Annotated in this window: 22 protein-coding genes; 10 read left to right on the forward strand and 12 right to left on the reverse strand. The window is 65.1% G+C overall.

Annotation, left to right across the window (positions count from 1 at the left end):
- The first annotated feature begins 83 nt into the window (after window positions 1–83).
- Genes DVS29_RS16485 through DVS29_RS16495 form a run of 3 tightly spaced genes read left to right on the forward strand, consistent with a single transcriptional unit; the run spans window position 84 to window position 2,311 of the window.
- Window positions 84–860: an anti-sigma factor family protein gene (locus tag DVS29_RS16485; RefSeq protein ID WP_118181536.1), complete on the forward strand. Its 777-nt coding sequence runs from the start codon at window positions 84–86 to the stop codon at window positions 858–860.
- A 36-nt stretch (window positions 861–896) separates the two neighbouring features.
- On the forward strand, window positions 897–1,415 hold the full coding sequence (locus tag DVS29_RS16490) for an RNA polymerase sigma factor (protein ID WP_118181537.1): 519 nt from the start codon (window positions 897–899) through the stop codon (window positions 1,413–1,415).
- The gene (locus DVS29_RS16495; RefSeq protein WP_118181538.1) at window positions 1,412–2,311 is read left to right on the forward strand and encodes an anti-sigma factor family protein; all 900 of its coding nucleotides are present in this window, start codon (window positions 1,412–1,414) and stop codon (window positions 2,309–2,311) included. The genes DVS29_RS16490 and DVS29_RS16495 overlap by 4 nt, the downstream gene beginning before the upstream one ends.
- Window positions 2,312–2,865: 554 nt before the next feature.
- Here the strand turns inward: DVS29_RS16495 and DVS29_RS16505 are convergent.
- Window positions 2,866–3,603, reverse strand: a complete 738-nt coding sequence (locus DVS29_RS16505) for a phosphatase PAP2 family protein (protein ID WP_118181540.1) — start codon at window positions 3,601–3,603, stop codon at window positions 2,866–2,868.
- 384 nt (window positions 3,604–3,987) lie between these two features.
- Here DVS29_RS16505 and DVS29_RS16510 point away from each other — a divergent pair, with 384 nt between their 5' ends.
- Window positions 3,988–5,145 (forward strand): extracellular catalytic domain type 1 short-chain-length polyhydroxyalkanoate depolymerase, encoded by a 1,158-nt coding sequence (locus DVS29_RS16510; protein ID WP_118181541.1) that lies wholly within the window; start codon window positions 3,988–3,990, stop codon window positions 5,143–5,145.
- A gap of 171 nt (window positions 5,146–5,316) precedes the next feature.
- Window positions 5,317–5,493, forward strand: coding sequence for a DUF3563 family protein (locus DVS29_RS16515; protein ID WP_118181542.1), 177 nt, complete (start codon window positions 5,317–5,319; stop codon window positions 5,491–5,493).
- Window positions 5,494–5,650: 157 nt separating this feature from the next.
- Here DVS29_RS16515 and DVS29_RS16520 read toward each other — a convergent pair whose 3' ends face one another.
- The 7 genes from DVS29_RS16520 to DVS29_RS16550 form a co-directional block, all read right to left on the reverse strand.
- Complete coding sequence (locus DVS29_RS16520) at window positions 5,651–7,144, reverse strand: cryptochrome/photolyase family protein (protein ID WP_118181543.1); 1,494 nt, start codon at window positions 7,142–7,144, stop codon at window positions 5,651–5,653.
- Window positions 7,145–7,445: 301 nt separating this feature from the next.
- The gene (locus DVS29_RS16525; protein ID WP_118181544.1) at window positions 7,446–7,865 is read right to left on the reverse strand and encodes an organic hydroperoxide resistance protein; all 420 of its coding nucleotides are present in this window, start codon (window positions 7,863–7,865) and stop codon (window positions 7,446–7,448) included.
- A 180-nt stretch (window positions 7,866–8,045) separates the two neighbouring features.
- Window positions 8,046–8,513: a MarR family winged helix-turn-helix transcriptional regulator gene (locus DVS29_RS16530; protein ID WP_118181545.1), complete on the reverse strand. Its 468-nt coding sequence runs from the start codon at window positions 8,511–8,513 to the stop codon at window positions 8,046–8,048.
- Window positions 8,514–8,615: 102 nt separating this feature from the next.
- Entirely contained in the window at window positions 8,616–9,428 is an 813-nt protein-coding gene (locus tag DVS29_RS16535; protein WP_118181546.1) for a BPSS1780 family membrane protein, read from the reverse strand.
- Complete coding sequence (locus DVS29_RS16540; RefSeq protein ID WP_118181547.1) at window positions 9,419–10,414, reverse strand: homoserine kinase; 996 nt, start codon at window positions 10,412–10,414, stop codon at window positions 9,419–9,421. The genes DVS29_RS16535 and DVS29_RS16540 overlap by 10 nt, the downstream gene beginning before the upstream one ends.
- A 182-nt stretch (window positions 10,415–10,596) precedes the next feature.
- Window positions 10,597–11,016, reverse strand: coding sequence for a hypothetical protein (locus DVS29_RS16545; protein WP_118181548.1), 420 nt, complete (start codon window positions 11,014–11,016; stop codon window positions 10,597–10,599).
- A 223-nt stretch (window positions 11,017–11,239) separates the two neighbouring features.
- A complete protein-coding gene (locus DVS29_RS16550; protein WP_118181549.1) occupies window positions 11,240–13,624 on the reverse strand; it encodes a carbohydrate-binding family V/XII in 2,385 nt (794 codons plus the stop codon).
- A gap of 321 nt (window positions 13,625–13,945) precedes the next feature.
- On the opposite strand from DVS29_RS16550, the gene DVS29_RS16555 reads away from it, so the two are divergent.
- Window positions 13,946–15,469, forward strand: a complete 1,524-nt coding sequence (locus DVS29_RS16555; protein WP_118181550.1) for an AMP nucleosidase — start codon at window positions 13,946–13,948, stop codon at window positions 15,467–15,469.
- Window positions 15,470–15,520: 51 nt separating this feature from the next.
- Here DVS29_RS16555 and DVS29_RS16560 read toward each other — a convergent pair whose 3' ends face one another.
- Together DVS29_RS16560 and DVS29_RS16565 are read right to left on the reverse strand one after the other, a co-directional pair.
- Window positions 15,521–16,045, reverse strand: coding sequence for a chromate transporter (locus tag DVS29_RS16560; protein ID WP_118181551.1), 525 nt, complete (start codon window positions 16,043–16,045; stop codon window positions 15,521–15,523).
- Complete coding sequence (locus DVS29_RS16565) at window positions 16,042–16,605, reverse strand: chromate transporter (protein ID WP_118181552.1); 564 nt, start codon at window positions 16,603–16,605, stop codon at window positions 16,042–16,044. Before DVS29_RS16565 ends, DVS29_RS16560 begins: the two co-directional genes overlap by 4 nt.
- A 117-nt stretch (window positions 16,606–16,722) precedes the next feature.
- Between DVS29_RS16565 and DVS29_RS16570 the strand changes: the two genes are divergently transcribed.
- Complete coding sequence (locus tag DVS29_RS16570; protein ID WP_118181553.1) at window positions 16,723–17,604, forward strand: transcriptional regulator GcvA; 882 nt, start codon at window positions 16,723–16,725, stop codon at window positions 17,602–17,604.
- A 72-nt stretch (window positions 17,605–17,676) separates the two neighbouring features.
- Here DVS29_RS16570 and DVS29_RS16575 read toward each other — a convergent pair whose 3' ends face one another.
- On the reverse strand, window positions 17,677–18,423 hold the full coding sequence (locus DVS29_RS16575; RefSeq protein ID WP_118181554.1) for an LOG family protein: 747 nt from the start codon (window positions 18,421–18,423) through the stop codon (window positions 17,677–17,679).
- Window position 18,424: 1 nt separating this feature from the next.
- On the opposite strand from DVS29_RS16575, the gene polA reads away from it, so the two are divergent.
- The 3 genes from polA to DVS29_RS16590 all read left to right on the forward strand — a co-directional run bounded on the left by polA (window position 18,425) and on the right by DVS29_RS16590 (window position 23,776).
- Complete coding sequence (gene polA, locus DVS29_RS16580) at window positions 18,425–21,196, forward strand: DNA polymerase I (RefSeq protein ID WP_118181555.1); 2,772 nt, start codon at window positions 18,425–18,427, stop codon at window positions 21,194–21,196.
- Window positions 21,197–21,445: 249 nt separating this feature from the next.
- Window positions 21,446–22,789, forward strand: a complete 1,344-nt coding sequence (locus DVS29_RS16585) for an NAD(P)/FAD-dependent oxidoreductase (RefSeq protein ID WP_118181556.1) — start codon at window positions 21,446–21,448, stop codon at window positions 22,787–22,789.
- Between the two features lie 114 nt (window positions 22,790–22,903).
- Complete coding sequence (locus DVS29_RS16590; protein ID WP_118181557.1) at window positions 22,904–23,776, forward strand: dienelactone hydrolase family protein; 873 nt, start codon at window positions 22,904–22,906, stop codon at window positions 23,774–23,776.
- A gap of 79 nt (window positions 23,777–23,855) precedes the next feature.
- Here the strand turns inward: DVS29_RS16590 and DVS29_RS16595 are convergent, their stop codons facing one another.
- The gene (locus DVS29_RS16595; protein ID WP_118181558.1) at window positions 23,856–24,725 is read right to left on the reverse strand and encodes a sulfurtransferase; all 870 of its coding nucleotides are present in this window, start codon (window positions 24,723–24,725) and stop codon (window positions 23,856–23,858) included.
- Between the last annotated feature and the right edge of the window lie 81 nt (window positions 24,726–24,806).

A 24,806-nucleotide genomic window follows, 5' to 3' on the forward strand; every position in this document is an offset into this window, starting at 1 on the left:
GCGCGACGTGCTGGAATAAAACCGCGCCGGGCGTTGTTTGCGGCGGTGACGAGACTCTTTCCATACGCAACGGCGACACGATCATGGCCCCGGTTCAACCCCCGCTCGAACCTTCGAAGCTGTCTGAAGCGGACGTGCAGGCATTCGCCGACGGCCGGCTGTCGCCCGAGCGCGCGGCCGAGGTCGAGCGCTATCTGCGCGGCCGCCCGGACGAAGCGCGTCGCGTTGCGTTCTACGGCCGGCTCAACGGGATGATGCAATCGAGCTTCGATCGTCGCGCCGACGCGGCTCATGCCGCGGTGCCGCCGCGCCTGCGGCGGCGGGCGGCGCTGATGGCCGTGCTGCACCGCTGGCTGCGGCCGGGGCTCGTCGCGCTGGCGGTGGTGCTGATCGCACTCTGCGCGACGGTGTTCGCGGTGCGCGTGCCGCAGCAACGCGTCGACGATGCGGCGCTCGCCGCTCTGACTGCTGTGACACAAGGCGGCGGCGGTGGTCCGACGGATAGCGCGGAGATCGCCGCGCCGGATCTGTCGCGCGCGGGTATGCGTGTGCAGTCGACCTTCCAGGCGCGCGTCGGACCGCTGCGCCATGCCGACGGCGTCGTCTATCGCAACACGTACGGTCAGCCGGTGGTGCTGCTGCGCGTCGAAGATCCGACTTCGCGAGCGAATCCGCAATGGCGTGCATTGCGGGCCGGCGACGATCGTCTGCTGATGTGGACGAGCGGCCATACGCGCTACGTGCTGGCCGGCCGGGCGAACACGCACGGACTGATGCAGGCGGCGGATCTGCTGACGCTCGGTTCATCGCTGATGTCGCGTGTGCCGCACGCCGATGCGGCGTCGGGAAGCAAGCCATGAGCGCAACCTCGGGGCAGGCTCGAAGAGGGAAGCACGATGGCCGTCCGTGACGAGATGATGGAGCACGTGCCGCGGCTGCGCCGCTATGCACGCGCGCTGATCAACAACCGCGATCTGGCCGACGATCTGGTGCAGGACACGCTCGAGCGCGGCCTGCGTAACGCCGCGCAGTTCAGGCCCGGCACCGATCTGCGCGCGTGGCTCTTCACGATCATGCACAACGTGTTCGTGAATCAGGTGCGCAAGCCGTCGGGGCATGCGGTGCACGTGTCGGTCGACGACGATAGCGTGGCTGAGAGCGAATTCGCGGTGAGCGGCAACCAGGCGCAATCGCTGGAAGTGCGGGATCTCGACTACGCGTTGCAGCGGTTGCCGGCCGAGCAGCGCGAAGTCGTGCTGCTGGTGGGACTGGAAGAGATGAGTTATGCGGAAGTGGCCATCGCGCTCGATGTGCCGATCGGCACCGTGATGTCGCGGCTGTCGCGTGGACGGGAGCGGCTGCGCGCGCTGATGGCGGGCTCGCAGCCGAGCGCGAAACTGAAGGTGGTGCGATGAACGAGCAACCCACGCCGATCACCGACGAAGAACTGCACGCGTATGTCGACGGCCTGCTCGACGGGCCGCGCCGCGACGAGATCGAACGTCAGCTCGAGCGCAACGAGGAACTGGCCGCGCGCGTCAGCGATTATTTTTCGCTGAACAACATGCTGCACGAGCGCTATGACCGCGTGCTGAGCGACCCGTTGCCGGCACGCCTGAAGCTGCCGGCGAAGCGGCGCTGGCTCGACGCGGCGAACTGGCCGCAGTTCGCGGGGCTGGCCGCGGCGCTGGTGCTCGGCATTGGCATCGGCGTCGGGACCAACATGGGGCGCGGCTTGGTCGACGACTTGCAGGGCGGCGCGGTATCGTCGGATGGATCGGCGACGCGGCCGGTCAGCTTCGATCCGACCATGCAGTTCGCGCGGCAGTCCGCGATCGCGCACGTGATGTACGCGCCGGACGTGATCCGCCCGGCCGAGATCACGGTGGACCAGGAGCAAGACCTCGTGCGCTGGGTGTCGCAGAAACTCGGCACCGACGTGCATCCGCCGCTGTTATCGCGCGTGGGCTTCGAACTGATTGGCGGACGCCTGTTGCCCGGCGACGACGGGCCGGTCGCGCAGTTCATGTACAACGACGCGCACGGCCAGCGCGTGACGCTGTGCATCTCGCATCGCAAGATCAGCACCGACGTGACCGCGTTCAAGCTGTACATGGACGGGCCGGTGAACGTGTTCTACTGGATCGACGGCGACTTCGGCTATGCGGTGTCGGGCGCGATCGACCGCAAGGAACTGCTCGAGCTTTCGCACGACATCTATGCGCAGCTGACGATGGAAGGTGGACCGGTAGCAGCTGGCGCCGCGTCTTCCGCGTCGCCGGCTTCACCGGCGAAGGATGCGACTGACTGACGCGTGTTGCCTGCCTGTTTCGAGAGGCTGACGGCGGCTGGCGGCTGCGTATAATTGCGGCCCTGGCAGCCGGCAGTCGACGAACGGGAGAGGGTCTTGCGAGCAGTAGTTCTGGCAGTAGCAGTGGTGATGACGTGTAGTTCCGGCGCCGCATTCGCGGCGTATCAGGAAGTGTGGAATCCGCCTGAAGCGATGGCGAAGAAGCCGGTTGTGCGGTCGCATGCGAAGGTTGCGGCGGCGCATGGGCCCGCGCATGCGCATGCGGTTGCCAAGGCGCCTGTGCATGCTTCCGCGAAGACGCGGGCGCATGCTTCTGCTTCTTCTCATTCGTTGGCCAAAGCGCCGCACGGCGCGAAAAATACGCACGTCGCGGCGACTGCACGGGAGTCGCATGCGAAGGCTTCATTGGCGCAGACGTCAGCGCCAACGCATCACGCAGTCGGAAAGCCGCGCCCGGGTGTGGCTGCAGCGAAGCCTGCGCGCGCCGAGCCGCCGATCATCAGCTGACGTTGACGTCGCGTGTTCTGAGGCTGCTTAAGCCCGAATAAAAGATTTCAGATCGTGGAGTGCGACGCGGGCGGGAGCGCTGGCGCGCTGTCTTCGTCGTGGGTCTGAGTCTGAGGGAAGGGCGCCGGCACCGACGGCGCATGCACCGGCGCGTAGCCATAGCCGGCTTTCCAGCGCGCGCGGATATACGGCCGTTCGTGCCCCGACATCTTCAGCGCGATGTGCGTGACCCAGCGCTGCGTCGGCACCTGCACGCCGTGTAGCGTGAAGGCCAGCATCGCGAGGCTCGCGGCCACCGGCCACGCCGGCATGTCGCCCGGTTGCGCGTGCCAGTGCCAGCACACGAACAGCAGCGCCGTCAGCCCGCCCACCACACAGCCCGCCACGGCTTCAGACGGCGAATGGGCCGCGAGCACTACTCGCGACAAGCCCACCGCAACGCCAATCCCCAGTCCAAGCAGGACGCCCAGGATCCGCACGCTACGGCGTGCCGGCAACAGCACGAGAAACAGCGCGACCGGATACACCGTGGTGGACAGCGCCGCGTGCCCGCTGACGCCGGTGAAGTCGAGCGAACGCACGCCGACGCCCCAGCCGAGGAACGCGATTTTCGTGACCGTCACGAGGCTCACGGCGATGCACAGCATCAGCAGCCAGCCGAACGCCATCCGCCACGTGTGGCCGAACCCCAGCCAGAACGCGATGGCGAGCGCCAGCGGCAGCGTCAGACCGGGGCCGCCGAAGCTGGTGATCGAGTACCACTGATGAAGGGAGAGACCTGACATAACCGTGATAACGACGCGAACGGCGCCACGAAACAGGGCGCGCGGCCTGGCGTTTGCCATGAGGCGGGCGCGCTTCCTCCGGTTCAACGCATCGGCCCGGTGCCGGGACGACAGTTGCAACGCAATACTTTGACAGTATAGTCGGCGCGCTCACGGCTCAGGTGAACCGGGTGGGACACTTTGATCAACGCTGCCCCGCGGCATGCCGGATCTGCGTGCAACCGCCGCCCGGCGGGACTTTGCCGGCCTGCACGATGGACCTCCAGCGCCTATCCTTGAATCCTGCCGACGCCGGACCGGGATTGATGTTATGGTGCAATGCACAACTCATCTCACAGGCTGCTTTTCCGGGCAGCTATCGGTCCCCTTTTAGGAGGTGCTCGGATGACCAAAAGTCTGACGAAACTCTGGCTAGGCGGCCTGAAACGGCTGGTCGCCGCGCAGACGAAACCGCTGCGCACCACGACGAAACGCACTGACCGGCCGACGAAGGCGGTCGCCAAACCTTCCGCGAAGCTGCGCCGCGCAACTCGCGAGAAGGCCGCGCCTGCAACGCGCGAATCGCGGGTTCGGCCGCGCGCCGCTGCGTGGGCGGCGGGCTCGTGGGTCCGGTCGTTCCATTCGGCGCCGCCGGCGCCCGGGCGGCTCGTCAACCAGCTTTCGTACGCGCTCTACACGCCCGCGGCGAGCATCGGCAACGACATGCCGCTCGTCGTGATGCTGCATGGCTGTCAGCAGGATGCCGACCGGTTCGCCGAAGGTACGCGGATGAACCTGCTGGCCGACCGCTACGGATTCGCCGTCGTCTACCCGGAGCAGTCGAAGCACGCGCACGCGCACCGCTGCTGGCACTGGTACGACGCCACGGATCACGCGGGCGGCTCGGAGGCGCGCGCGGTCGCGTCGCTCGTCGAGGCGCTGGTGGAGCGATATGGCTTCGATGGCGAGCGGGTCTACCTGGCGGGCATTTCCGCCGGCGCCGGCCTCGCGATGCTGCTCGCCGTGCAGTACCCGGAGCAGTTCGCGGCGGTCGCGCTGCATTCCGGACCCGCATTCGGCGAGGCGCATTCCGGCATCACCGCGATGGACGTGATGCGGCGTGGCGTGCGGCAATCGCCGGTGGCGCTGATCGATCAAGCCGTCGATATCGACGACTACCCGGGCATGCCGGCGGTGATCCTCACGGGCGATGTGGACCGGGTGGTGTCGCCGGCCAATAGCGAGCAGCTGACCGAGCAGTTTCTGCGTCTCAACGGATTCGTCGATGCGAAGGGCGCCAAACGCAACGGCGAAGCTCGCGAAGAGCGCAAGGCGGGCGTCATTACCCGCGACTATCTGCGGGGCGGCCGTCGGGTGGTCCGGCTGTGCCGCGTCCAGGGGCTCGGCCACGCCTGGGCGGGTGGCGACGAAGCGGTGCCGTTCCACTCGGCCAAAGGGCCGGATGCCAGTGCGTTGATCTGGGAATTTCTTCACTATCAGCGCCGCCCAGCCGAAGAAGTCGCGACGCGCCATGCCAAAAAGACGGCCGCCAGCGCGGCCTAGTTCATCGCTGCGCCGCAGCGCGCAGTTCCGTCTGCCCCAGCGGGCATGAGGGTATGGCCAATTGACGCATTGCAGCAACACTCTATTTTGATGACTAGCTATCGCCTAGGGTTTTCCCTATAATTCGGGTTATCCCTTAGTCGTAGCACCACACCAGATTAGAGGTTGACCATGTACCTGCTGAGCCGCCTGTTCCTGTTCCTGACGAAAACCGCTGACGAACGCGCCAAGGAGCGCGCTGACGCCTACCTGGCCGAAGCCAGCGACCTGTACGACCTCGAATTCCGCATGCGCAAGATCGATCGCGAGTCGTCGCGTCGTCAGCCGGCGTGGATGGGCCCGTACTAAGCCCTTCCGGCCAGTCGATCTGGCCATCACCGGACCCTGTCCTGCCGTCCGGTCTGTTTTTCTGTTCCGCTGTTCTGCTTCAAACTTTCGCAGTTCATCTGACGATGCGGATTCGCCGCATCGTTCGGGGTTTGCGGGAGCGTGTTACTGAAGCACGTTACTGACCGTAGCGGGCAAGCGTTTTCTCACGTGCCGCTGCGTGATCCACCATCGGTTCCGGGTAGTTGTCGCCCAGCCTGACGCTCCATTGCGCCAGTTGCTCCGCGCTCGCCAGCCATGGCGCGTGGACGTACTTCGGCGGCACGTCGGCAAGCTGCGGCAGGAACTGCTTGATGAAGCGGCCCTGCGCGTCGAATTTTTCCGACTGCGTCACCGGATTGAAAATCCGGAACCACGGTTGCGCGTCGCATCCCGTCGAAGCGGCCCATTGCCAGCCGCCGTTGTTGTTCGAAAAATCGAAGTCGTTCAATTGCAGCGCGAAATAGCGCTCGCCCAGATGCCAGTCGATGCCAAGGTCCTTCGTGAGGAAGCTCGCGGTGACCATACGCAGCCGGTTGTGCATGAAACCCGTCCGGTTCAGCTGCAGCATCGCCGCATCCACCAGCGGATAGCCGGTGCGTCCCTCGCACCATGCCGTAAACGCCGCATCGGCTTTCGCGCCGGTTTCCCAGCGTAGTCCGTCGTATTCCGGCTTGAATGCCGCGCCTTCCGCGAGCCGCGGGTTGTAGTGCAGCACCATCGAGTAGAAGTCTCGCCAGATCAACTCGGACAGCCACGTCGCGGCGCCTTGTCCGTGCGGCTGCAACGACATCTCGTGCGCCATCCGCGCGAGCGTGCGGATCGATACCGTGCCGAAACGCAGATGCATCGACAGATGGCTCGTCGCGTTCATCGCCGGGAAATCGCGCTGTTCCGCGTAGCTTTCGATGCGCGTCTCGAACGCGTCGAACAGATGCTGTGCGCCGGTCATCCCCGTCTTCAGTCCCAACTCCTTCAGGTCGCTGCGCGCGAAGCCCAGCTTCTCGAGTGTCGGCAATGGATGCTGATGCGACTTCGGCGGTCGCGCGAGATGCGCGTGGTACTTCTCGACCGGATGGGGCTTGAGGTCGAACGCGCTCACGGCCTTGAGCCAGGCCGTCTTGTACGGTGTGAAAACCGTGTACGGCTTGTTCTGCCCGGTCAGAATTTCGTCGCGCTCGAAAATGACCTGATCCTTGAACGTCAGCCACTCGCGCTGCTGTTCGTGCAGTCGTTCACGCACGGCATCGTCGCGTTCGATCGCCTGCGGCTCGTAGTCGTGATTCGCGAACACGGCTTCGACGCCGAGACGATCCGCGAGATTGGGAATCTCATCGCGTGGGTCGCCGTGCTGCACGATCAGTCCGCCGCCCGCGTCGTGCAGCGCGTGGCCGAGCTCGTCGATCGTGTCCAGCAGGAAGTCGACGCGACGGTCGCGCGCTTTGCCATCCGCATCTCGGCGGATCTCGATCAGCGGCTGCAGGATCGTCGTGTCGAACACGAACGCGCACCAGACTCGCTCGCAGTGCTTCAGCGCGTAGTACAGCGCCGCGTTATCTGTGTTGCGCAGGTCGCGGCGAAACCATACGAGTCCGGTTTCATACGATCGATCCAGGCGTCTCGGGAGAGTCATCGCGATTCGGGGTAGAGGTTGACCAGGGAGGGTGCGCTCGAAGATATCACTTGTAGCTGGAAATCTGTGTCATCAGTTGGCTCGTCGCGCAATAAAAGACGGCATTGCGTGACAGCAGGCGCCATGCCTCGCTGAAAACAGATCGAAAGTGACTCAATATGTCGACTCACTAGCGCGTTCCGGCGAGATCAATCGTCGCCACACCAAAGAAAACGCGGGCGTCGCCGTGTCGGCTACGCCCGCGCATTTCGTTCGCTCAATTCGGCGGCTGGTGCACCCGGCCACCTCCGCGCTCGGCCCGTCAGTCGATCACAAGCCGAACATCGACGTTGTCACGCGTCGCGTTCGAGTACGGGCACACCTGATGCGCAGTGTCGACGAGCGTCTGGGCCGCTTCCGCCGACAGACCCGGCAGCGACACGCGCAGATCGATGTCGAGTGCAAAGCCGCCCTTGTCGTTCGGACCAATGCCCACTTCCGCCGTCACTGTCGTATCGGCCGGCAGCGTTTCCTTGCGCTGGCCCGCGACGAACTTCATCGCGCTCAGAAAGCACGCCGAGTAACCGGCGGCGAACAGCTGTTCGGGGTTGGTGCCCGCCGCGCCGGTACCGCCGAGCTCGCGCGGTGCGGCGAGCTTCACGTCGAGCGCGTTATCCGACGAAACGGCACGGCCGTCGCGGCCGCCGGTAGAGGTTGCAGAGGCCTTGTACAGAATGTTCATTGCGTGGCTCCGAGGTGGGTTCGACCGATACGCTCGCTAAAGATGAGCGCGTTCTTGACGCTGTGGCCGGGTTACCGGCAGGACTGCGTCGATTCGACAATTAAGATAGTACACAATTCATTAGTGTGCAAACGAATTGTTGCCGCGAACGGTTAGGCCCAGGCGAAGTCGATCGCAGGCTTACGATGCGTCTTGCTGTTCGTTCGATTCGTTGAGCGATGCGCGTAGCGTGTTCAGGTCTTCGCGCAGTCGGGTGAGGAAGTCGAGTTGCTGCCGGGTCGCGCAGAACATGGTGCCGGGCACATCGCGGGCGGAACGCTTGAGCGCACTGCCGGCCTTCGTCAGGCGGATGAACACGAGGCGTTCATCTTCGGTACCGCGTACGCGTTCCACGTAGCCTTGCGCTTCGAGGCGCTTCAACAACGGCGTGACGGTTGCGGAATCGAGGTTCAGGCGCGCGGCGATCTCTTTGACCGTCACGTTGTCGCTCTCCCACAGCACCAGCATCGCCAGATACTGCGGATAGGTCAGGCCAAGCCGATCGAGCAGCGGCTTGTAGGCCTTCGTCATGGAGAGCGAGGTGGAGTAGAGCGCGAAGCAGAGCTGGTCGTCGAGCGTCAGCGGAAGGACGGGTGTGCGCTGGGTCATGGAGCGTCCCTGTTGAGTGTCACGCGAATCGATCGCGTGCAAATCATCGTGCGAACATTGTCCCACAACGCCACACGCGTTGCCGCTCGACGGAAAACGAAGTCAGCGCTCCGGCGGCGTAACAGGTGGCTCGGGCGTCGCGTTGGGCGTCTGCACGCCGAAGCAGCCGCGGTAAGTCGCGTACACCGAGCAGTACAGCATCGTCATGAAGATGATCCACGCCGGCATCACGATCGCGAACGAGTAGTCGCCCGCGCCGAGCAGTTCCATCACGACCGGCAACCCGAGCAGGATCACCACCGCGAGCGAGCACCACAGCGCGCCGTAGACGAGAAACGCGCCGCGGTTGCGCCAGCAGCTCACGACGCTGAAGAACATTGCTTTCACAGGCGGCACGTCGTGCCACGCGGTGACGATCGGCGCGAACCAGAACAGCATCGCAACGGGCAGGTAGCACGCGAACATCGCGAGGAACGCGTACAACAGGTCGCCGACCGGAATTGTTTCCGGGTCGATCGTTTCGCTACCGACGAACAGATGCAGCAGCTTGCCGCCGTCGCCGATCGCGGAGCACGCAACGACTGCCGCGAACGCGACCAGATACACCGCGCCGAGCACGATCAGCCGGCGCGCGGCCACGCCGCCATACGAGCGGAAGCCGTCGACGAGCGCGGTCGGGAACACCGGCTTGCCCGCGATCGTATCGCGGCATGCGGCCATGAAACCGACCGCGACGCCCGGCACGAAGAGCAGCGGCAGCACGCTGCCGATCAAGGGCACCTGGGCGATCAGCATCGTCGCGAGCAGGTACGCGAAGAACAGCGTCAGGAATGCGAGCGGGTTCTTGCGGAACAGCCAGATGCCTTGACGAAACCAGACATAACCGGTCTTCGCGGGAACTTCAATCAGTTGCATGAGCGGTGAATGCCTGGAAGTGCAACGCCTTCGAGGCGTTTGCGCAGGATGCGTTCGAAATGACCTGGGTCGTGCGGCGTCAGCATTTCGGCCGCGCGCGGCAGATGAAAATCATACAGGCGCGAGACCCAGAAACGGTACGCACCCGCACGGAGCATGTCGCCCCAGTGGCGATTTTCGGCATCGGTAAAGGGCCGCACCGTTTGATACGCGCGCAGCATGGCCTCGACGCGCGCCATGTCGAGCTCGCCGGTGGCGAGGTCGACGCACCAGTCGTTGACGGTGACCGCGACGTCGAACAACCACTTGTCGCAGCCGGCGAAATAGAAATCGAAGAAGCCGCCCAGCCGCACCTCGTGACCGCTGTCGGGCGCCGCGTGCGCGAACAGCACGTTATCGCGGAACAGGTCGCAATGACATGGGCCTTCCGGCAGTTCGGCGTAATCGGCCGATGCGAAGAACGCCTGCTGATGCGCGAGCTCGGACGTGAGCAACGTACGCTGCGCATCGTCGAGATACGGCACGATGGCCGGCACGGTGTCCTGCCACCAGGGCAGGCTGCGCAGGTTCGGCTGATGATGCGCGAAGTCGCGCCCGGCGAGATGCATGCGCGCGAGCATCTGGCCCACCTCGATGCAGTGCTCTTCGTTCGGTTGCAACTGCGGCGCGCCTTCGAGCTTCGTCACGATCGCGGCCGGCTTGCCGTTCAGCATGCCGAACAGCGCGCCGTCGTCGCGCGGCATCGGGTCCGGCACCGGCACCCGGTGCGACGCGAAATGACGCATCAGGTCGAGATAGAACGGTAGCTGCGCTGCAGTCAGTTTTTCGAAAATGGTGAGAACGTATTCGCCGCGCGTGGTCGTCAGAAAGAAGTTGCTGTTCTCGATGCCGGACTGGATGCCGCGCAGCTCGACGACATCGCCGAGATCGTAATGGCGCATCCATTGCGCGAGTTGGTGGTCGGTGACAGCGGTGAAGACGGCCATGCGGGAAACGTCGGGTCGGGTTGATCGAAACGCGCCGGATTGAGCTGCGAGGAGAGCCGTCGCGGTGTGCGGGCCCGGCGGCTTGCGGGTAGAAACGGATGGGCGGTCGAGGCGCCCATCCGGTGGATTATATGGGCCCGACAGCCGTTGCAGGACGGGTCGTGGCCGCGAGGATCAATTTTTCAGTACGTGAGGCTGACCGAAGGCAAACGTGTGCTCGTGTGGCCGCTGTCATGCACCGCGGGCGACGTATCCAGCGGCGCGCTCATCTGGTAGTGGGTGCCGAAATTCGAATGCACGTCGACCTCGACGGGCTTGCCCTTGTCGCGGTACTCGGTGATGGTGGTGCCGTTCGGGCTGCGTTCGTAGAAGCTCGGCGTGCGCGGCACATTGATGTCCACTTTCGACGACACTTCGGCCGCCGGACGGTTGATCGCTTTCAGGTCGGGCAGGCCGGCCGCTTCGTTGGCCGACTGGCTGCTCTGGGTGCGGGCCGCGTCAGCCGTATTGGCGGCGTCAGCGGCGGACTGCGGCTGCGCGGCCTGCGCGACACCGCCGAGGGCAAGCGTCAGCGCAACGGCGACGGGAAGGAGCGGCTTCATGGTGGTTCTCCAGTGATATGCCGGAATTCTACCAGCGTAGCGCTTTGCGTAACGCCTGGCATGCCGTGACGCATTGCTGCACGCCGGGCAGCGAGACGCGCTTCGCGGCCTTGGAGAACATTGTGGCGCGGGGCTGTTGCCGTGATGTGGTGGTGATGCGGATCGCGCCTGCAGGCGCTGGGCCACCGCGCTCGCGGTGGCTTTCAAGGTTGTCAGCGAAAGGTTAGCGGCGGAAGCGTCCGCCGCCGCCCGCGCCGCTGCCGCGAGCGGCCGCCGTGTTGCCCGTGCCACCGCCATTCCAGCGGTTTTCAGTCTGGCTGAGGCGCTGGTCGCCGTTGCTGCGCGCCTGCCGCTGCTGTTCGAGATTGCTGCTGGTGGCGGCGTTCGGCTGAACCGGCTGCCAGCCGTTCGACGTGTGCTGTTGCCAGCCGCCGCCCTGGTCGTGCTGATACACGTTGCCGTCGTGGCCGACGTACACGTCGCCGTTATTCCATGCGACCGCGTTGCCCTTCGACTGGTTGGTCACGATCCCCTTGCTGTTCACCGACGCCGTACCGTTGTAGACGTTACCGGTGACGCCAACTTCTGCGGCGCCCGCGCGGCCGGTCTGCGCGTTGTAGCCGGCCACCTGCCGCCCGGCCGCGTAGTCGCCGGTGTACCGGTTGCCCTCCGCGCCGCCGCGTCCCGCGCCACTGATGCCCGTGGACGGATTGGAGAACGAGCCCTGGCGGCCGGCCGCGAAGTTGCCTGAGTACGGGTTGAATGCGGCGCCACGGCTGCCCTGGTAGTTCGCGCCGGTCCTCGGGTTGTATCCGGTGCCTGCGGTGCCGCGCCACTGCGTGCCGGTCCACGCGTTCCAGCCGGCGGCGTGCGTGACGGTGCCCTGGCCCCAGCGCCCGTAGAAGTTCGCCTGATTGATGTTGACATTCGAGTAGTGCCAGCCGCCGCCCCAGTACGGGCCCCAGTACGGTGCAGCCGCCCCCCAGATTGCGCCGACGGCGAAGCCGAACGCGAAGCCTTCGGCCGCGCTCAACGCGAAGCCCGCGCCATAGCCATAGGTGGCGGGATAGGGGTAGTACGCCGTACCGACGTAAGGCACATACGTGTAGCCGGTGCCATACACGACCGTGCCGTCCGCGCCGACCACCACGCCCATGTACCCTGGCGTGTAACCGACGACGACCGTGTCGGGCGTAACCGAATAGATGCGGACGTAAGTCACGTAGTGCAGCGGCGAGCTGACCGGGATCGTGTAGATGACGCCCGGCACTTCGGCCGCGACGTGCCACGCGCCGGTCGGCGCCGACGCAACGAACCAGACGCCGTCGTACACCGCGTAGTAGTGCGCGCTGTCCACCTCGATCACCGGCGTGCCGGTATTGACGGCGTAGTTGAGCGACGTGCCCTGGACCGGCTTGAACTGCGGCGCGCCGTCATAGCTGACCGCCATCGATGCCTTCGCGCGCGAGACAGCGGCTGTCTGCGGGATGGTCGATGCGATCGCCGCTTCCTTCGCTTGCGGCGTGCCGGGCACCGAGACGAGCACGTTCGCTTTCGGATCGTGCGGCGAGATTTTCGCGAAGTCCGGCGGAAGCTGGTCGCCCGCGACGTACTCCCACGGACCGCTTTCCGATTTCGCGCGGAACCAGCGGCCCGATATCAGCACGTAGGTTTCGTTTCCTTTCGGATCGACGAACACCGCGTGGTCGCTATTCGCGACGGTGAGCAGGCTGACGCCATCGACCGGCGTGAGTTTCTGCGGGCCGTCGGTGAGGACGAGTTCCGTGGGTTCGGTTGCGATCAGGATGGCGGGCGCTTTCGCCGCACGCTTGCCGTCGGCGGGCAGCATCGGATCGGCCTTGCCGCTGCCCGCTTCGGCCTTCGACGCGGCCGCCAGCAGCGCCTGCGGCGGCGCCGAGAGTTCGAGCCACGGACCATTCGCCGAACCGGCTGCGTACCAGAAGCCGGCCGCACGCAGATAGAGTCTGCCGCTCGCATCCTGCAGCAGCAACGCGCGCGTGTTCATCACGCGCTGGAACGACGTGCCGCCAACCGGCCGCGTGACCGGCGCGCCATCGACGAGAACGAGCAAGGTGGCCGACGACGCGAATACGATGCGCGGCACGTCGTTCTTCACGTCGACGTGCTGGACCGCGGAAAGCTGCTGCGAGGCTGCGTAGCTCGTCTGCAGCTGGTCCAGCGATACCGTGAGACCCTTCGATGGAATATCGGCGAGCACGGCCTGGCGAACCTGCTCCGACGCAGCCGGATTCGTCGGCACGTCGACGCTGTCAAGATGGATCTGCGTGAGCTGCACGAGACCGGATGCCTTGTCGATATCGGCCATGGCCGAGAAGCGCACGACACCGTACGTTGGCGTGCCGTCTTTCGCGCCGATCGCGACGGCGGCGCGACCCGCGATCCGGTTGCCGTTCCATGTCTCGATCTGCGGTTGATACATTTCGAGCTGCCCGGAGGGCAGCGTGAAGTCGCGCGGCCAGGTGAGCCGCGTGGGCGCGGGCGGCGTGGCTGCGTACGATTCAGGCAGGCTCATCGCAAGACAGGCGGCGGCGAGCAGAATGGTCACCTTCCGGTTGAAGCGGTTCATCACGCTGCTCCTCTGTTTGAGTCAGTGATATCAGTATTGCTAAACGATTGCAACGAGAGATGTTAGCGTCGCGCGGCTGGGCAGGAAAAGCCCGTTCGGTCGGAATCGCGGGCGGTATTTTTCTGGATTGAACGATGCCTGTTCGCCGTGCGCGTTCAGCGAATAGCCACGACGCATGCAGACTGTGCTTCGTGCGCGTTCGTACACGATTCGTGACCGGTTTCGCCACGTCGTTTCGAGTCGCGCTACTATCGAGGTCAGGCCGCAGCGTTTCGCGACCGGTGACTTCGGCATCAGATTCAATCCACGACCCGATACGATATGAACGACACCCAGTCACGCGGGGTTCAGCAGCCCGCCAACGCATTTCCCGACGAGGCGTTCGACGACGCCGCCGATGCCGTCGCGCGCCTGTCCGCGATCTACGAGGCCAACACGTCGTTCCTGCGCGATGCGTTCGCACGCTATCGCCGCAACGAGCCGTTCGATCGCCGCGTGCGCGCGTGCTATCCGTTCGTGCGCGTGCGGACGGACGTCAACACGCACGTCGACTCGCGCCGCTCGTATGGTTTCGTCGCCGGTCCCGGCATATTTGAAACCACGGTGACACGGCCCGACCTGTTCGGCGATTACTACCGCGAGCAGTTGCGCCTGCTCACCAAGAATCACCATGTGGCGATCGAAGTCGGCGTATCGGACCAGCCGATTCCGATCCACTTCGCGTTCGCCGAAGGCATCCATCTGGAAGGCGATCTGGACCGCGACCGCCTGATCGCGATGCGCGACGTGTTCGATACGCCCGACCTCGCCACGCTCGACGACCGCATCGTCAACGGCACGTACGAGCCGGCCAACGGCGAGCCGTCTCCGCTCGCGTTGTTCAAGGCCGCGCGTGTGGATTTTTCGTTGCACCGGCTGAAGCACTACACGGCAACCGCGCCCACGCACTTCCAGAACTACGTGCTGTACACGAACTATCAGTTTTATATCGACGAATTCGTAAAGCTCGGCCGCACGATGATGGCCGAGACCGACGACGCGGATCTGCGCGCGTATCGCAGCGAGTACACGTCGTTCGTCGAGCCGGGCGATGTGGTCACGTACAACGCGAATCTGTCCGAGCAGTCCGACGAAGGCACGCCGGCCGCGCGGCTGCCGCAGATGCCCGCGTATCACCTGAAGCGCGCGGATGGCAGCGGGATCACGATGGTCAACATCGGCGTGGGTCCGTCGAACGCGAAGACGATCACCGATCACATCGCGGTGCTGCGTCCACATGCGTGGATCATGCTTGGTCACTGCGCGGGGCTGCGCAATACGCAGCGCCTCGGCGACTACGTGCTCGCGCACGGCTATGTGCGCGAGGATCACGTGCTCGACGACGATCTGCCGCTGTGGGTGCCGATCCCGGCGCTCGCTGAAGTGCAGGTTGCGCTCGAGCAGGCGGTCGCGCAGGTTACGCAGCTCGAAGGCGTCGAACTGAAGCGCGTGATGCGCACGGGCACCGTCGCGAGCGTGGATAACCGCAACTGGGAGCTGCGCGATCATCGCGAGCCGGTGCAGCGGTTGTCGCAAAGCCGCGCGATTGCGCTCGATATGGAAAGCGCGACGATTGCCGCGAACGGATTCCGTTTCCGCGTGCCGTACGGCACGTTGCTATGTGTTTCGGACAAGCCGCTGCATGGCGAACTGAAACTGCCGGGCATGGCTGACCAGTTCTATCGCGCTCAGGTCGATCAGCATCTGCAGATCGGCGTGAAAGCGATGGAGATTCTGCGCACTAACGGCTTGCACAGGTTGCATAGCCGGAAGCTGCGGAGTTTTGCGGAGGTGGCGTTTCAGTAACGCCATCGAATGCGACGGCAGCGCACAGTGCGCTGCCGTTTGCAACGTTCTCTACCGCAACACCACCAACCCCACCACACTCCCCGCCGCGAGCAGCACCAGCGGATGCACCCTCGTCCTCAACGAAAGCACCGCACAGACCCCGGTGATACCCCACGCAATCCACGACGCGTCAGAAGCCTTGGCGATCAGCATCGCACTAGCCGCAACGAGCCCCGCCGTCACCGGCACGAGCCCACGCTGAGCGATCTTGCGCCACGGGCGATCCTTGAAACGGTTCCACGCGTGCAGCGCGAGCACGGTCACCACTGAAGAAGGACCGAACTTCGCGATCGACGTCACCAGCATGCCCGCCCAGCCGGCCACGTGCCAGCCCACCAGCGTCACCACCATCAGATTCGGTCCGGGCGCAGCCTGCGCGAGCGCGAAGAGCGCGCTGAACTCGCTCGCGGGCATCCAGTGATGCACATCGACGACCTGGCGCTGCATCTCCGGCAGGATCGTGTTGCCGCCGCCGAACGCCAGCAGCGAGAGCTGCGAAAAGATCAGCGCGAGCGCGATCAGCGTCGATGTCATTGAGCGCTCCTCGACGCGAGATAGATCGAGATGGGCGTCAGCACGAGCATCGTCGGCAGCAGTGGAAAGCGGACGATTGCGATCGCAATGAAACCGGCCACGACGATCGCGAGCGCGCGCCAGTCGCGCCACAGCGGCACCAGGACCTTCACGGCCATCGCGATCAGCAGACCCGCGGCCGCTGCCGCGAGCCCGGCGAACAGATGCTTCACATGCGGGTCGTTCTGCGTGTGTTCGTACAGCACGCCAAGCGCGATCACGACGAGCGACGGTCCGGCGATCAATCCGAAGATCGCCGCGAACGCACCGCGTATGCCGCGAAAGTGCATGCCGATCGCCACGGACAGGTTGATCACGTTGCCGCCCGGCAAAAACTGGCAGAGGCCCAGCAGATCGGTGAACTCGGGGCCGGTGAGCCAGCGCCGCTGTTCGACGATCGCGCGGTGCGCGAGCGGCAGCGCACCGCCGAACGACATGAAGCCGAGGCCGAGGAAGCCGGTGAAGAGCTCGCGCGAGGTGGGCCGCACGGCCGGTTGTTCGTGCGTGAGGTCGTAATTCATGACGGTTTGAAAGCAGCGTCGAACGAAGATGCACAGGTAAGGCCCCGAGCGTAACGCCGATGCCCGCCGTGGTAAAACGATTTCTGCGCGCCCGCCTTGTGATCTAGAATCACAAGCATGGCTCGCAATCTCCCTCCCTTTCCGGCGCTACGCGCCTTCGTGGCCGCTGCGCGGCACGAGAGCTTCAGTGCGGCCGGCGATGAGCTGCATGTGACGCACGGTGCCATTAGCCGGCAGGTGGCCGCGTTCGAATCGTGGGTCGGCCTGCAGGTGTTCGAGCGCGTCGGAAAACGGGTGCGGCTGACCGAAGACGGCCGCCGCTATCTCGCGAAAATCGAGGCCGCGTTCGATGCCATCGCGCTCGCAACGGATCAACTGCGCGACACGGGCGTCGTGCATGTGCTGCGGGTCAACGCGCTGCCCACCTTCGCAATGAAGTGGCTGCTGCCGCGTCTGAGCCAGTTTCAGCGACTCGCGCCGAACGTCGAGTTGCGTCTCGCGACGTCGAACGCACCGGTCGAGCAGATCGATGGCTTCGACGTCGCGGTGCGGCGCGGTCCCGCGCACTGGCCGAACTGCGCGAGCGGTCACTTCCTCGAGGAAAGCGAATTGCCGGTGTGCAGCCCGGCGCTGTTGCAGCGCTCGCCGATCCGCACGCCGGACGACCTCGCGCGTCACACGCTGCTGCATTCGGACACGCGGCCCGATGCGTGGCGCGCGTGGCTCGCCGCGGCGGGCGTGACTGCGCGTTGCCGCAAGAAGCAGTCGTTCGATCACTTCTATCTGGCGCTGCAGGCGGCGGTGGATGGTCTGGGTGTCGCGCTCGGGCCGCTGCCGTTGCTGGCCGACGAACTCGCGTCAGGCCGGCTCGTTACGCCGTTCGACGGGCCGCGTCTCGCGGCGCGTGGCTACTGGTGGGTCGCACGGCGGGAAGTCGCGCATGCGCCGCTCGTCGAGCAGTTCTGCAACTGGCTCGAAGCGCAGAGCGGCGAGGCTTGAGGGAAAGCGATGAAGCGGGCGCGCGAACGCCCGCTGATGCGGTGACGCGGACGCTCGCGCGCCCGCCGGGAATCACAGATAGAACATCCGGTCTTCGTCGGACTTCGACTGATACGGCTCTTCGCTTTCTTCGCGGTCTTCGTAGAACGCGAGCACCGCTTCGAGCACCTGGTCCGGATCGTCGGTCACCTTCATCAGGTCCATGTCCGTCGCGTTGATGAGACCCATCGTGACGAGCCGATCCTGGAACCACGCAAGCAGGCCCTTCCAGAACTCCGCGCCGACGAGAATGATCGGCACGTGGCGCGACTTTTTCGTCTGGATCAGCGTGAGCACTTCGGCGAGTTCATCCAGCGTGCCGAAGCCACCCGGCATCACGATCACCGCGTCGGAGTTCTTCACGAACGTGACCTTGCGCGTGAAGAAGTGACGGAAGCGCAGCGAAATGTCCTGCCACTGGTTGCCCGATTGTTCGTGCGGCAGTTCGATGTTCAGGCCCACCGAAGGCGACTTGCCCGCATGCGCGCCCTTGTTCGCCGCTTCCATGATGCCGGGGCCGCCGCCGGAGATCACCGCGAAGCCCGCGTCCGAGAATTTTCGGGCGATGTCCGTAGCGAGCTGGTAGTAAGGCGAGTCCGGTTTGAGGCGTGCGGAACCATAGATGCTGACAGCCGGGCGGATCTCCGAGAGGTACTCGGTCGCCTCGATAAACTCTGCCATAATCGTGAACATCTGCCACGAAGCGCGGGCCTTCTTTGCCGTAGCGCGCTCTTGATCTGCGAGCGATCGCAGACTCGGAATCACTTTTCTCTTGTTCATAATGCCTGAAGAACAGAACCTGGAAACCCAGCCGGAAAACGTCAAGCTGGAAGGTAAGACCCTGCTACTGGTCGACGGTTCGAGTTATCTGTACCGGGCCTATCATGCGATGCCGGACCTTCGCGGTCCGGACGGACAGCCGACGGGCGCGCTGTATGGAATCATCAACATGCTGCGCCGCATGCGCAAGGAAGTCAGTGCAGAGTATAGCGCGTGCGTGTTCGATGCAAAGGGCAAGACGTTTCGCGACGACTGGTACCCGGAGTACAAGGCCAATCGCCCGCCGATGCCGGACGATCTCTCGAAGCAGATCGAACCGATTCACGTCGCCGTGCGCGCGCTCGGCTGGCCGCTGCTGATGATCGACGGCGTCGAAGCCGACGACGTGATCGGCACGCTGAGCCGCGCGGCGGAAGCGCGCGGCATGAACGTGATCGTGTCGACCGGCGACAAGGATCTGGCGCAGCTCGTGACGGATCATGTCACCCTCATCAACACGATGACGAACGAGACGCTCGATCGCGCGGGCGTCGTCAACAAGTTCGGCGTGCCGCCGGAGCGCATCGTCGACTACCTGTCGCTGATCGGCGATACGGTCGACAACGTGCCCGGCGTCGATAAATGCGGCCCCAAGACGGCCATCAAATGGCTCACGCAATACGGCACGCTCGATGACATCGTCGCACACGCCGGCGAGATCAAAGGTGCGGTAGGAGACAATCTGCGCCGCGCGCTGGATTTCCTGCCGATGGCGAAAAAACTCGTCACCGTCGAAACCGCGTGCGACCTCACCGCGCACGTGAGTTCGATCGAAGCGTCGCTAGCTTCGCGGCCCGAAGCGCGCGACGAACTGCGCGACGTCTTCACGCGCCACGGTTTCAAGACGTGGCTGCGCGAAGTGGAGATCGCCGATGCGGTGGAAGGACCGCAGACCGACGTGCAGCCGGCGCCGGAAATCGACGGGGGCGAACGCGAGTACGACACGGTGCAGACCGTCGAGCAGCTCGATGCATGGCTCGCGAAACTCGATTCGGCGGAACTGACGTCGTTCGATACGGAAACCACGTCGCTCGACCCGATGGTCGCGAAGCTGGTCGGGCTGTCGGTATCGGTCGAAGCAGGCCGCGCCGCGTATATTCCGGTCGGCCATCGCGGGCCGGATGCGCCGGTGCAGCTGCCGATCGACGACGTGCTCGCGAAGCTCCGACCATGGCTCGAGAATTCCGCGAAGAAGAAGGTCGGCCAGCATCTGAAGTACGACGAGCAGGTGCTCGCGAACTACGGCATCGAACTCGCAGGCGTCGAGCACGACACGCTGCTGCAGTCGTACGTGCTGGAGTCGCACCGGCCGCACGACATGGACAACCTCGCGCTGCGCCATCTCGGGCTGAAGACGATCAAGTACGAAGACGTCGCGGGCAAGGGCGCCTCGCAGATCGGCTTCGACGAAGTACCGCTCGATCAGGCGTCCGAATACGCAGCGGAAGACGCGGACATCACGTTGCGTCTGCATCAGGCGCTCTATCCGCAGGTCAAGGCGGAAGCCGGCATCGAGCACGTGTATCGCACCATCGAGATGCCCACGTCGCGCGTGCTGCGCAAGATCGAGCGCAACGGCGTGCTGATCGACGCGGAAAAGCTGCGCGTGCAGAGCGACGAGATCGCGAAGCGGCTCATCGAACTGCAGGACGAGGCGTACACACTCGCGGGCGGCGAATTCAATCTCGGTTCCCCGAAGCAGATCGGCCAGATCTTCTTCGAGAAGCTGGAGCTGCCGGTCATCAAGAAGACGCCGAGCGGCGCGCCGTCCACCGACGAAGAAGTGCTGCAGAAGCTCGCCGAAGACTATCCGCTGCCGAAGGTGCTGCTCGAGCATCGCGGCCTGTCGAAGCTCAAGTCCACGTACACCGACAAGTTGCCGCGCATGGTCAATGCGCAGACCGGCCGCGTGCATACCAACTATGCGCAGGCGGTGGCGGTCACCGGGCGTCTTGCCTCGAACGATCCGAACCTGCAGAACATCCCTGTGCGCACGGCCGAAGGGCGGCGTATTCGTGAGGCGTTCATCGCGCCGCCGGGACGCAAGCTCGTATCGGCGGACTACTCGCAGATCGAGCTGCGCATCATGGCGCACATCTCCGGCGACGAATCGCTGCTGCGCGCATTCGCGGGCGGCGAAGACATCCACCGCGCCACCGCGTCCGAAGTGTTCGGCGTGACGCCGCTCGAAGTCTCGAATGATCAGCGACGCATCGCGAAGGTGATCAACTTCGGGCTGATCTACGGCATGAGCTCGTTCGGGCTCGCATCGAATCTCGGCATCACGCGCGATGCGGCGAAGCTCTATATCGATCGCTACTTCGCGCGCTATCCGGGCGTCGCGAACTACATGAGCGAAACGCGCGAGAGCGCGAAGGCGAAGGGTTACGTCGAAACCGTGTTCGGCCGCCGCCTGTGGCTGCCCGAGATCAACGGCGGCAACGGGCCGCGCCGCCAGGCCGCCGAACGTGCGGCTATCAACGCGCCGATGCAGGGCACCGCGGCGGACCTGATCAAGATGTCGATGATCGCGGTGCAGGACTGGATCGAGCAGTCGAACAGCAAGACGCTGATGATCATGCAGGTGCACGACGAACTGATTCTCGAAGTGCCCGACGAAGAGCTGTCCGACGTGCGTAAGCGCTTACCGGAACTGATGTGCGGCGTCGCGAAGCTCAAGGTGCCGCTCGTCGCCGAGGTGGGCGCCGGCTCCAGCTGGGAAGAGGCGCACTGATCCACCGGGCGGCGAACCCGCCGCCCGCCTGGTTCTCCAGACGAATTCCCGCCGTGCTCGTGTCCAGCACACATTCATGGCAGCATCAATGCAAGACTTCGATACAGCCGTGCGCATGCCACACATGTGCCGCGACGGCTTGTGACAATCCGCGTTGCTCGCGGACAATCTGTGCGATACCCGCTGCGCCGCGCTCGCTGAGCCGCCGGCGCGCGTGCAACGATTTTTCGGCAAACACGGAGAGTCTTGATGCATCGTTTCATTGTCGTTGGCGGAGGCGCGGGAGGGCTGGAACTTGCGACGCGGCTGGGCGATCGCTATGGCACGCGCCGGCGGGGGAGCGACTTTCGCGCGCTCGTGACACTGGTCGACCGGTATCCGACCCACATCTGGAAGCCGCTGTTGCACGAGGTCGCGGCGGGCAGCATGGATCCGTTCACGCAGGAGCTCGAATACGCGGCGCAGGCGCGCTGGCATGGCTTCGAGTTTCAGCAGGGCGAACTCGCGGGCCTCGACCGCAAGGCGAAGCGCATCACGCTGGCGCCCGTGATGGACGAAGACGGCGCGGAGCTGCTGCCGCAACGCGAGCTGGAGTACGACACGCTCGTGCTCGCGATCGGCAGTACCACTCACTTTTTCGGCGTCAAGGGCGCGCCCGATTACTCGCTCGCGCTGGACACCGTGCATCAGGCCGAACGCTTTCGCAAGCGTTTGATCGCTGCGTGCATGCGGGCGGAGCATCAGGCGCACGAGCGTGTCGAGACCGATTCGGATGCCTCGACAGAGCCGCGCATCCAGGTGGCGATCGTCGGTGGCGGGGCGACGGGCGTCGAACTGTCGGCGGAACTGCGCAACACCGCGCAGGTGCTGTCGGCGTACGGGCTGCACAAGCTCGATCCGCGTCACGACGTCGGCATCGTGCTGATCGAGGCGGGGCCGCGCATTCTGCCGGCACTGGCGGAGCGCGTGTCGAGCGCAACGTCCGAGCTGCTGACGAAGCTCGGCGTAAAGCTGATGACGGGCGAAACCGTCGCCGAGGTCGCGCCGGGGCTCGTACGCACGGCGAGCGGACGCACGATCCGCGCGGACCTCACCGTGTGGGCGGCGGGCATCAAGGCGCCGGCGGTGCTTGGGCGGCTCGACGGCCTGACGGTGAACCGCCTCGGCCAGCTGCCGGTGCGCCGCACACTGCAAACGGTCGACGACAACGATATCTTCGCGCTCGGCGACTGCGCGGCCTGTCCGTGGCCCGGCAATGAGCGCGACGTGCCGCCGCGCGCGCAAGCCGCGCACCAGCAGGCGAGCTTTCTGTTGCGCGCGCTCGGCAACCGGCTCGAAAGCCGGCCGCTGCCGGAGTTCACGTATCGCGACTTCGGTTCGCTGGTGTCGCTCGGGCACTTCAGCGCGGTCGGCAATCTGATGGGCGGGTTGATCGGCGGAAACATGCTGGTTGAAGGGCTCTTCGCGCGCTTCATGTACATGTCGTTGTACCGGCTGCATATCGCGGCGCTGCACGGCTATTCGCGGATGGTGCTGGATACATTCGCGCACTGGCTGCGCCGTTCTACGCTACCGCGCGTGAAACTGCACTGAGGCTGCACTGAGTGGACTGAGTGGACTGAACCGGCATGCCTGCCTCGATGTCGAGTGTCGACAGCGAAGGGTATGCTGGCGCTTTCATCCTGTCGTCCACTCGAGGAGCCTCGCATGCTGACGCCCGAAGTCGATAGCCTTGTTCCGCACGTTCCTTTCAACCGGCGTACGTTCATCAAGGCGGCGCTCGGCACCGGCTTCGCCGCCGCGGTGCTGCCGGTGTCCGCGCAGACCATCCACACCGACAGCGAAGGCCTCGAGGCCGGCGAGATCGGCTTCCAGTCCGGCGGCACGCTGGTGCCGGCGTACCGCGCGCAACCGAAAGGCAAGACGCATCTGCCGGTAATCATCGTCGTGCACGAGATCTTCGGCGTGCACGAGCACATCGCGGACGTCTGCCGCCGCTTCGCGAAGCTCGGCTACCTGGCGATCGCGCCGGATCTGTTCGTGCGGCAGGGCGATGCGTCGGTCTATCCGACGATCCAGCAGATCAACGACAACATCGCGAGCAAGGTGCCCGACGCGCAGGTGATGGGCGACCTCGACGCGACCGTCGCGTGGGCCGGCGAGAACGGCGGCGATCTGAAGCGTGTGGGCATCAACGGTTTCTGCTGGGGCGGACGCTTCGTGTGGCTGTACGCGGAGCACAATCCGAAGCTGAAGGCGGCGGTGGCCTGGTACGGACGGGTGGCGGGCAACCATACGGCGAACTCGCCGCAAAACCCGATCGATCTCGTGTCCGATCTGCGCGTGCCGGTACTAGGTCTGTACGGACGCCAGGACCCGAGCATCCCGCAAGATACCCTCGAACAGATGAAGGCGAAGATCGCACAGGGGCCGCAGTCGGCACGCGGCTCGCAGTTCGTCGTGTACGACGATGCGGGCCACGCGTTCTTCGCGGACTACCGGCCGAGCTACCGGAAGGCGGACGCCGAAGACGGCTGGCGTCGCGCGATTGCGTGGTTCAGGGAGCATGGCGTCGCGTGATGCGATGCGCGTGAACGCGAACGAGCGATGAGCGCGGCGGTCGGGGCCGCGCTCATCGCGCTTCGTCACGTGCGACGGATCAGGGGTTGGGTCCGGTCGCCATCGGCCGGGACGCGTCCGCGCTCCATTCGCTCCACGATCCCGGGTACAGCGCCGAGCCGTGCAGGCCGGCCACTTCCATCGCCAGCACGTTGTGGCACGCAGTGACGCCCGAGCCGCACTGGTTGACGACCTGCTCCGGCGCGACCGCGCCAAGGATCGCGCCGAACTCCTCGCGCAGCGTGTGAGCCGACTTGAAGCGGCCGTCGGCGGTGAGGTTGTCCTTGAAGAAGCGGTTCAGCGCGCCGGGAATATGGCCGCCGATCGGGTCGAGCGTCTCGTTCTCGCCGCGGTAGCGGTCGGGCGCGCGCCCATCCACCACCACGTGTTCGCGCGTGCCGATATTGCGCTGCACGGCGGGCTGGTCGATCGTGACCGCGAGCGGCGCGGCGGCCTTGAAATCGCCGCGCGCTTCCTTCGGTGTGTCTTGCGTCAGTTGCAGGTTCGCCGCCTGCCAGGCCGGCAGGCCGCCATCGAGCAGCGCCACGGCGTCGTGGCCGAGCCAGCGCAGCAGCCACCACAGGCGCGCGGCGTACATGCCGCCCTGCGCGTCATAAGCGACGACCTGCTGGCCCCGCTTCAGCCCGCGCGCGGCCAGTGTGTCGACGAGCTTCGCGCGGTCCGGCAACGGGTGACGTCCGTTGCTGCCGGTCTTCGCGCCGGACAGGTCGCGATCCAGATGCAGATAGTGCGCTCCGGGCAGATGGCCGGCCGCATAGGCCTTTTCTCCAGCCGACGTATCGGCGAGATCGAACCGGCAGTCGCAGACGAAGACGGAGTCCGGCGCGGCGTTGAGCCGCTCCGCGAGATTCGTGGCGGAGATCAGCGTGGTGTAGTGGGTATGCGGCATGGCGGCTCCTGTTCAGACTGGCTTCCTTACTGACAGTCTAAACAAAAAAGACGGGCCGAAACCCGTCTTTTCCGCTGCTGG

It is taken from the genome of Paraburkholderia phosphatilytica (assembly GCF_003443895.1).
Lineage (GTDB): Bacteria > Pseudomonadota > Gammaproteobacteria > Burkholderiales > Burkholderiaceae > Paraburkholderia > Paraburkholderia phosphatilytica.

Coding starts and splice junctions, on each gene's coding strand:
- DVS29_RS16565 (WP_118181552.1), bottom strand. CDS start 16,605: ATGAATTACGACCTCACGCACGAACAACCGGCCGTGCGGCCCACCTCG.
- DVS29_RS16585 (WP_118181556.1), top strand. CDS start 21,446: ATGCATCGTTTCATTGTCGTTGGCGGAGGCGCGGGAGGGCTGGAACTT.
- DVS29_RS16490 (WP_118181537.1), top strand. CDS start 897: ATGGCCGTCCGTGACGAGATGATGGAGCACGTGCCGCGGCTGCGCCGC.
- DVS29_RS16505 (WP_118181540.1), bottom strand. CDS start 3,603: ATGTCAGGTCTCTCCCTTCATCAGTGGTACTCGATCACCAGCTTCGGC.
- polA (WP_118181555.1), top strand. CDS start 18,425: ATGCCTGAAGAACAGAACCTGGAAACCCAGCCGGAAAACGTCAAGCTG.
- DVS29_RS16590 (WP_118181557.1), top strand. CDS start 22,904: ATGCTGACGCCCGAAGTCGATAGCCTTGTTCCGCACGTTCCTTTCAAC.
- DVS29_RS16520 (WP_118181543.1), bottom strand. CDS start 7,144: ATGACTCTCCCGAGACGCCTGGATCGATCGTATGAAACCGGACTCGTA.
- DVS29_RS16555 (WP_118181550.1), top strand. CDS start 13,946: ATGAACGACACCCAGTCACGCGGGGTTCAGCAGCCCGCCAACGCATTT.
- DVS29_RS16595 (WP_118181558.1), bottom strand. CDS start 24,725: ATGCCGCATACCCACTACACCACGCTGATCTCCGCCACGAATCTCGCG.
- DVS29_RS16545 (WP_118181548.1), bottom strand. CDS start 11,016: ATGAAGCCGCTCCTTCCCGTCGCCGTTGCGCTGACGCTTGCCCTCGGC.
- DVS29_RS16525 (WP_118181544.1), bottom strand. CDS start 7,865: ATGAACATTCTGTACAAGGCCTCTGCAACCTCTACCGGCGGCCGCGAC.
- DVS29_RS16550 (WP_118181549.1), bottom strand. CDS start 13,624: ATGAACCGCTTCAACCGGAAGGTGACCATTCTGCTCGCCGCCGCCTGT.
- DVS29_RS16485 (WP_118181536.1), top strand. CDS start 84: ATGGCCCCGGTTCAACCCCCGCTCGAACCTTCGAAGCTGTCTGAAGCG.
- DVS29_RS16570 (WP_118181553.1), top strand. CDS start 16,723: ATGGCTCGCAATCTCCCTCCCTTTCCGGCGCTACGCGCCTTCGTGGCC.
- DVS29_RS16510 (WP_118181541.1), top strand. CDS start 3,988: ATGACCAAAAGTCTGACGAAACTCTGGCTAGGCGGCCTGAAACGGCTG.
- DVS29_RS16575 (WP_118181554.1), bottom strand. CDS start 18,423: ATGAACAAGAGAAAAGTGATTCCGAGTCTGCGATCGCTCGCAGATCAA.
- DVS29_RS16560 (WP_118181551.1), bottom strand. CDS start 16,045: ATGACATCGACGCTGATCGCGCTCGCGCTGATCTTTTCGCAGCTCTCG.
- DVS29_RS16495 (WP_118181538.1), top strand. CDS start 1,412: ATGAACGAGCAACCCACGCCGATCACCGACGAAGAACTGCACGCGTAT.
- DVS29_RS16540 (WP_118181547.1), bottom strand. CDS start 10,414: ATGGCCGTCTTCACCGCTGTCACCGACCACCAACTCGCGCAATGGATG.
- DVS29_RS16535 (WP_118181546.1), bottom strand. CDS start 9,428: ATGCAACTGATTGAAGTTCCCGCGAAGACCGGTTATGTCTGGTTTCGT.
- DVS29_RS16515 (WP_118181542.1), top strand. CDS start 5,317: ATGTACCTGCTGAGCCGCCTGTTCCTGTTCCTGACGAAAACCGCTGAC.
- DVS29_RS16530 (WP_118181545.1), bottom strand. CDS start 8,513: ATGACCCAGCGCACACCCGTCCTTCCGCTGACGCTCGACGACCAGCTC.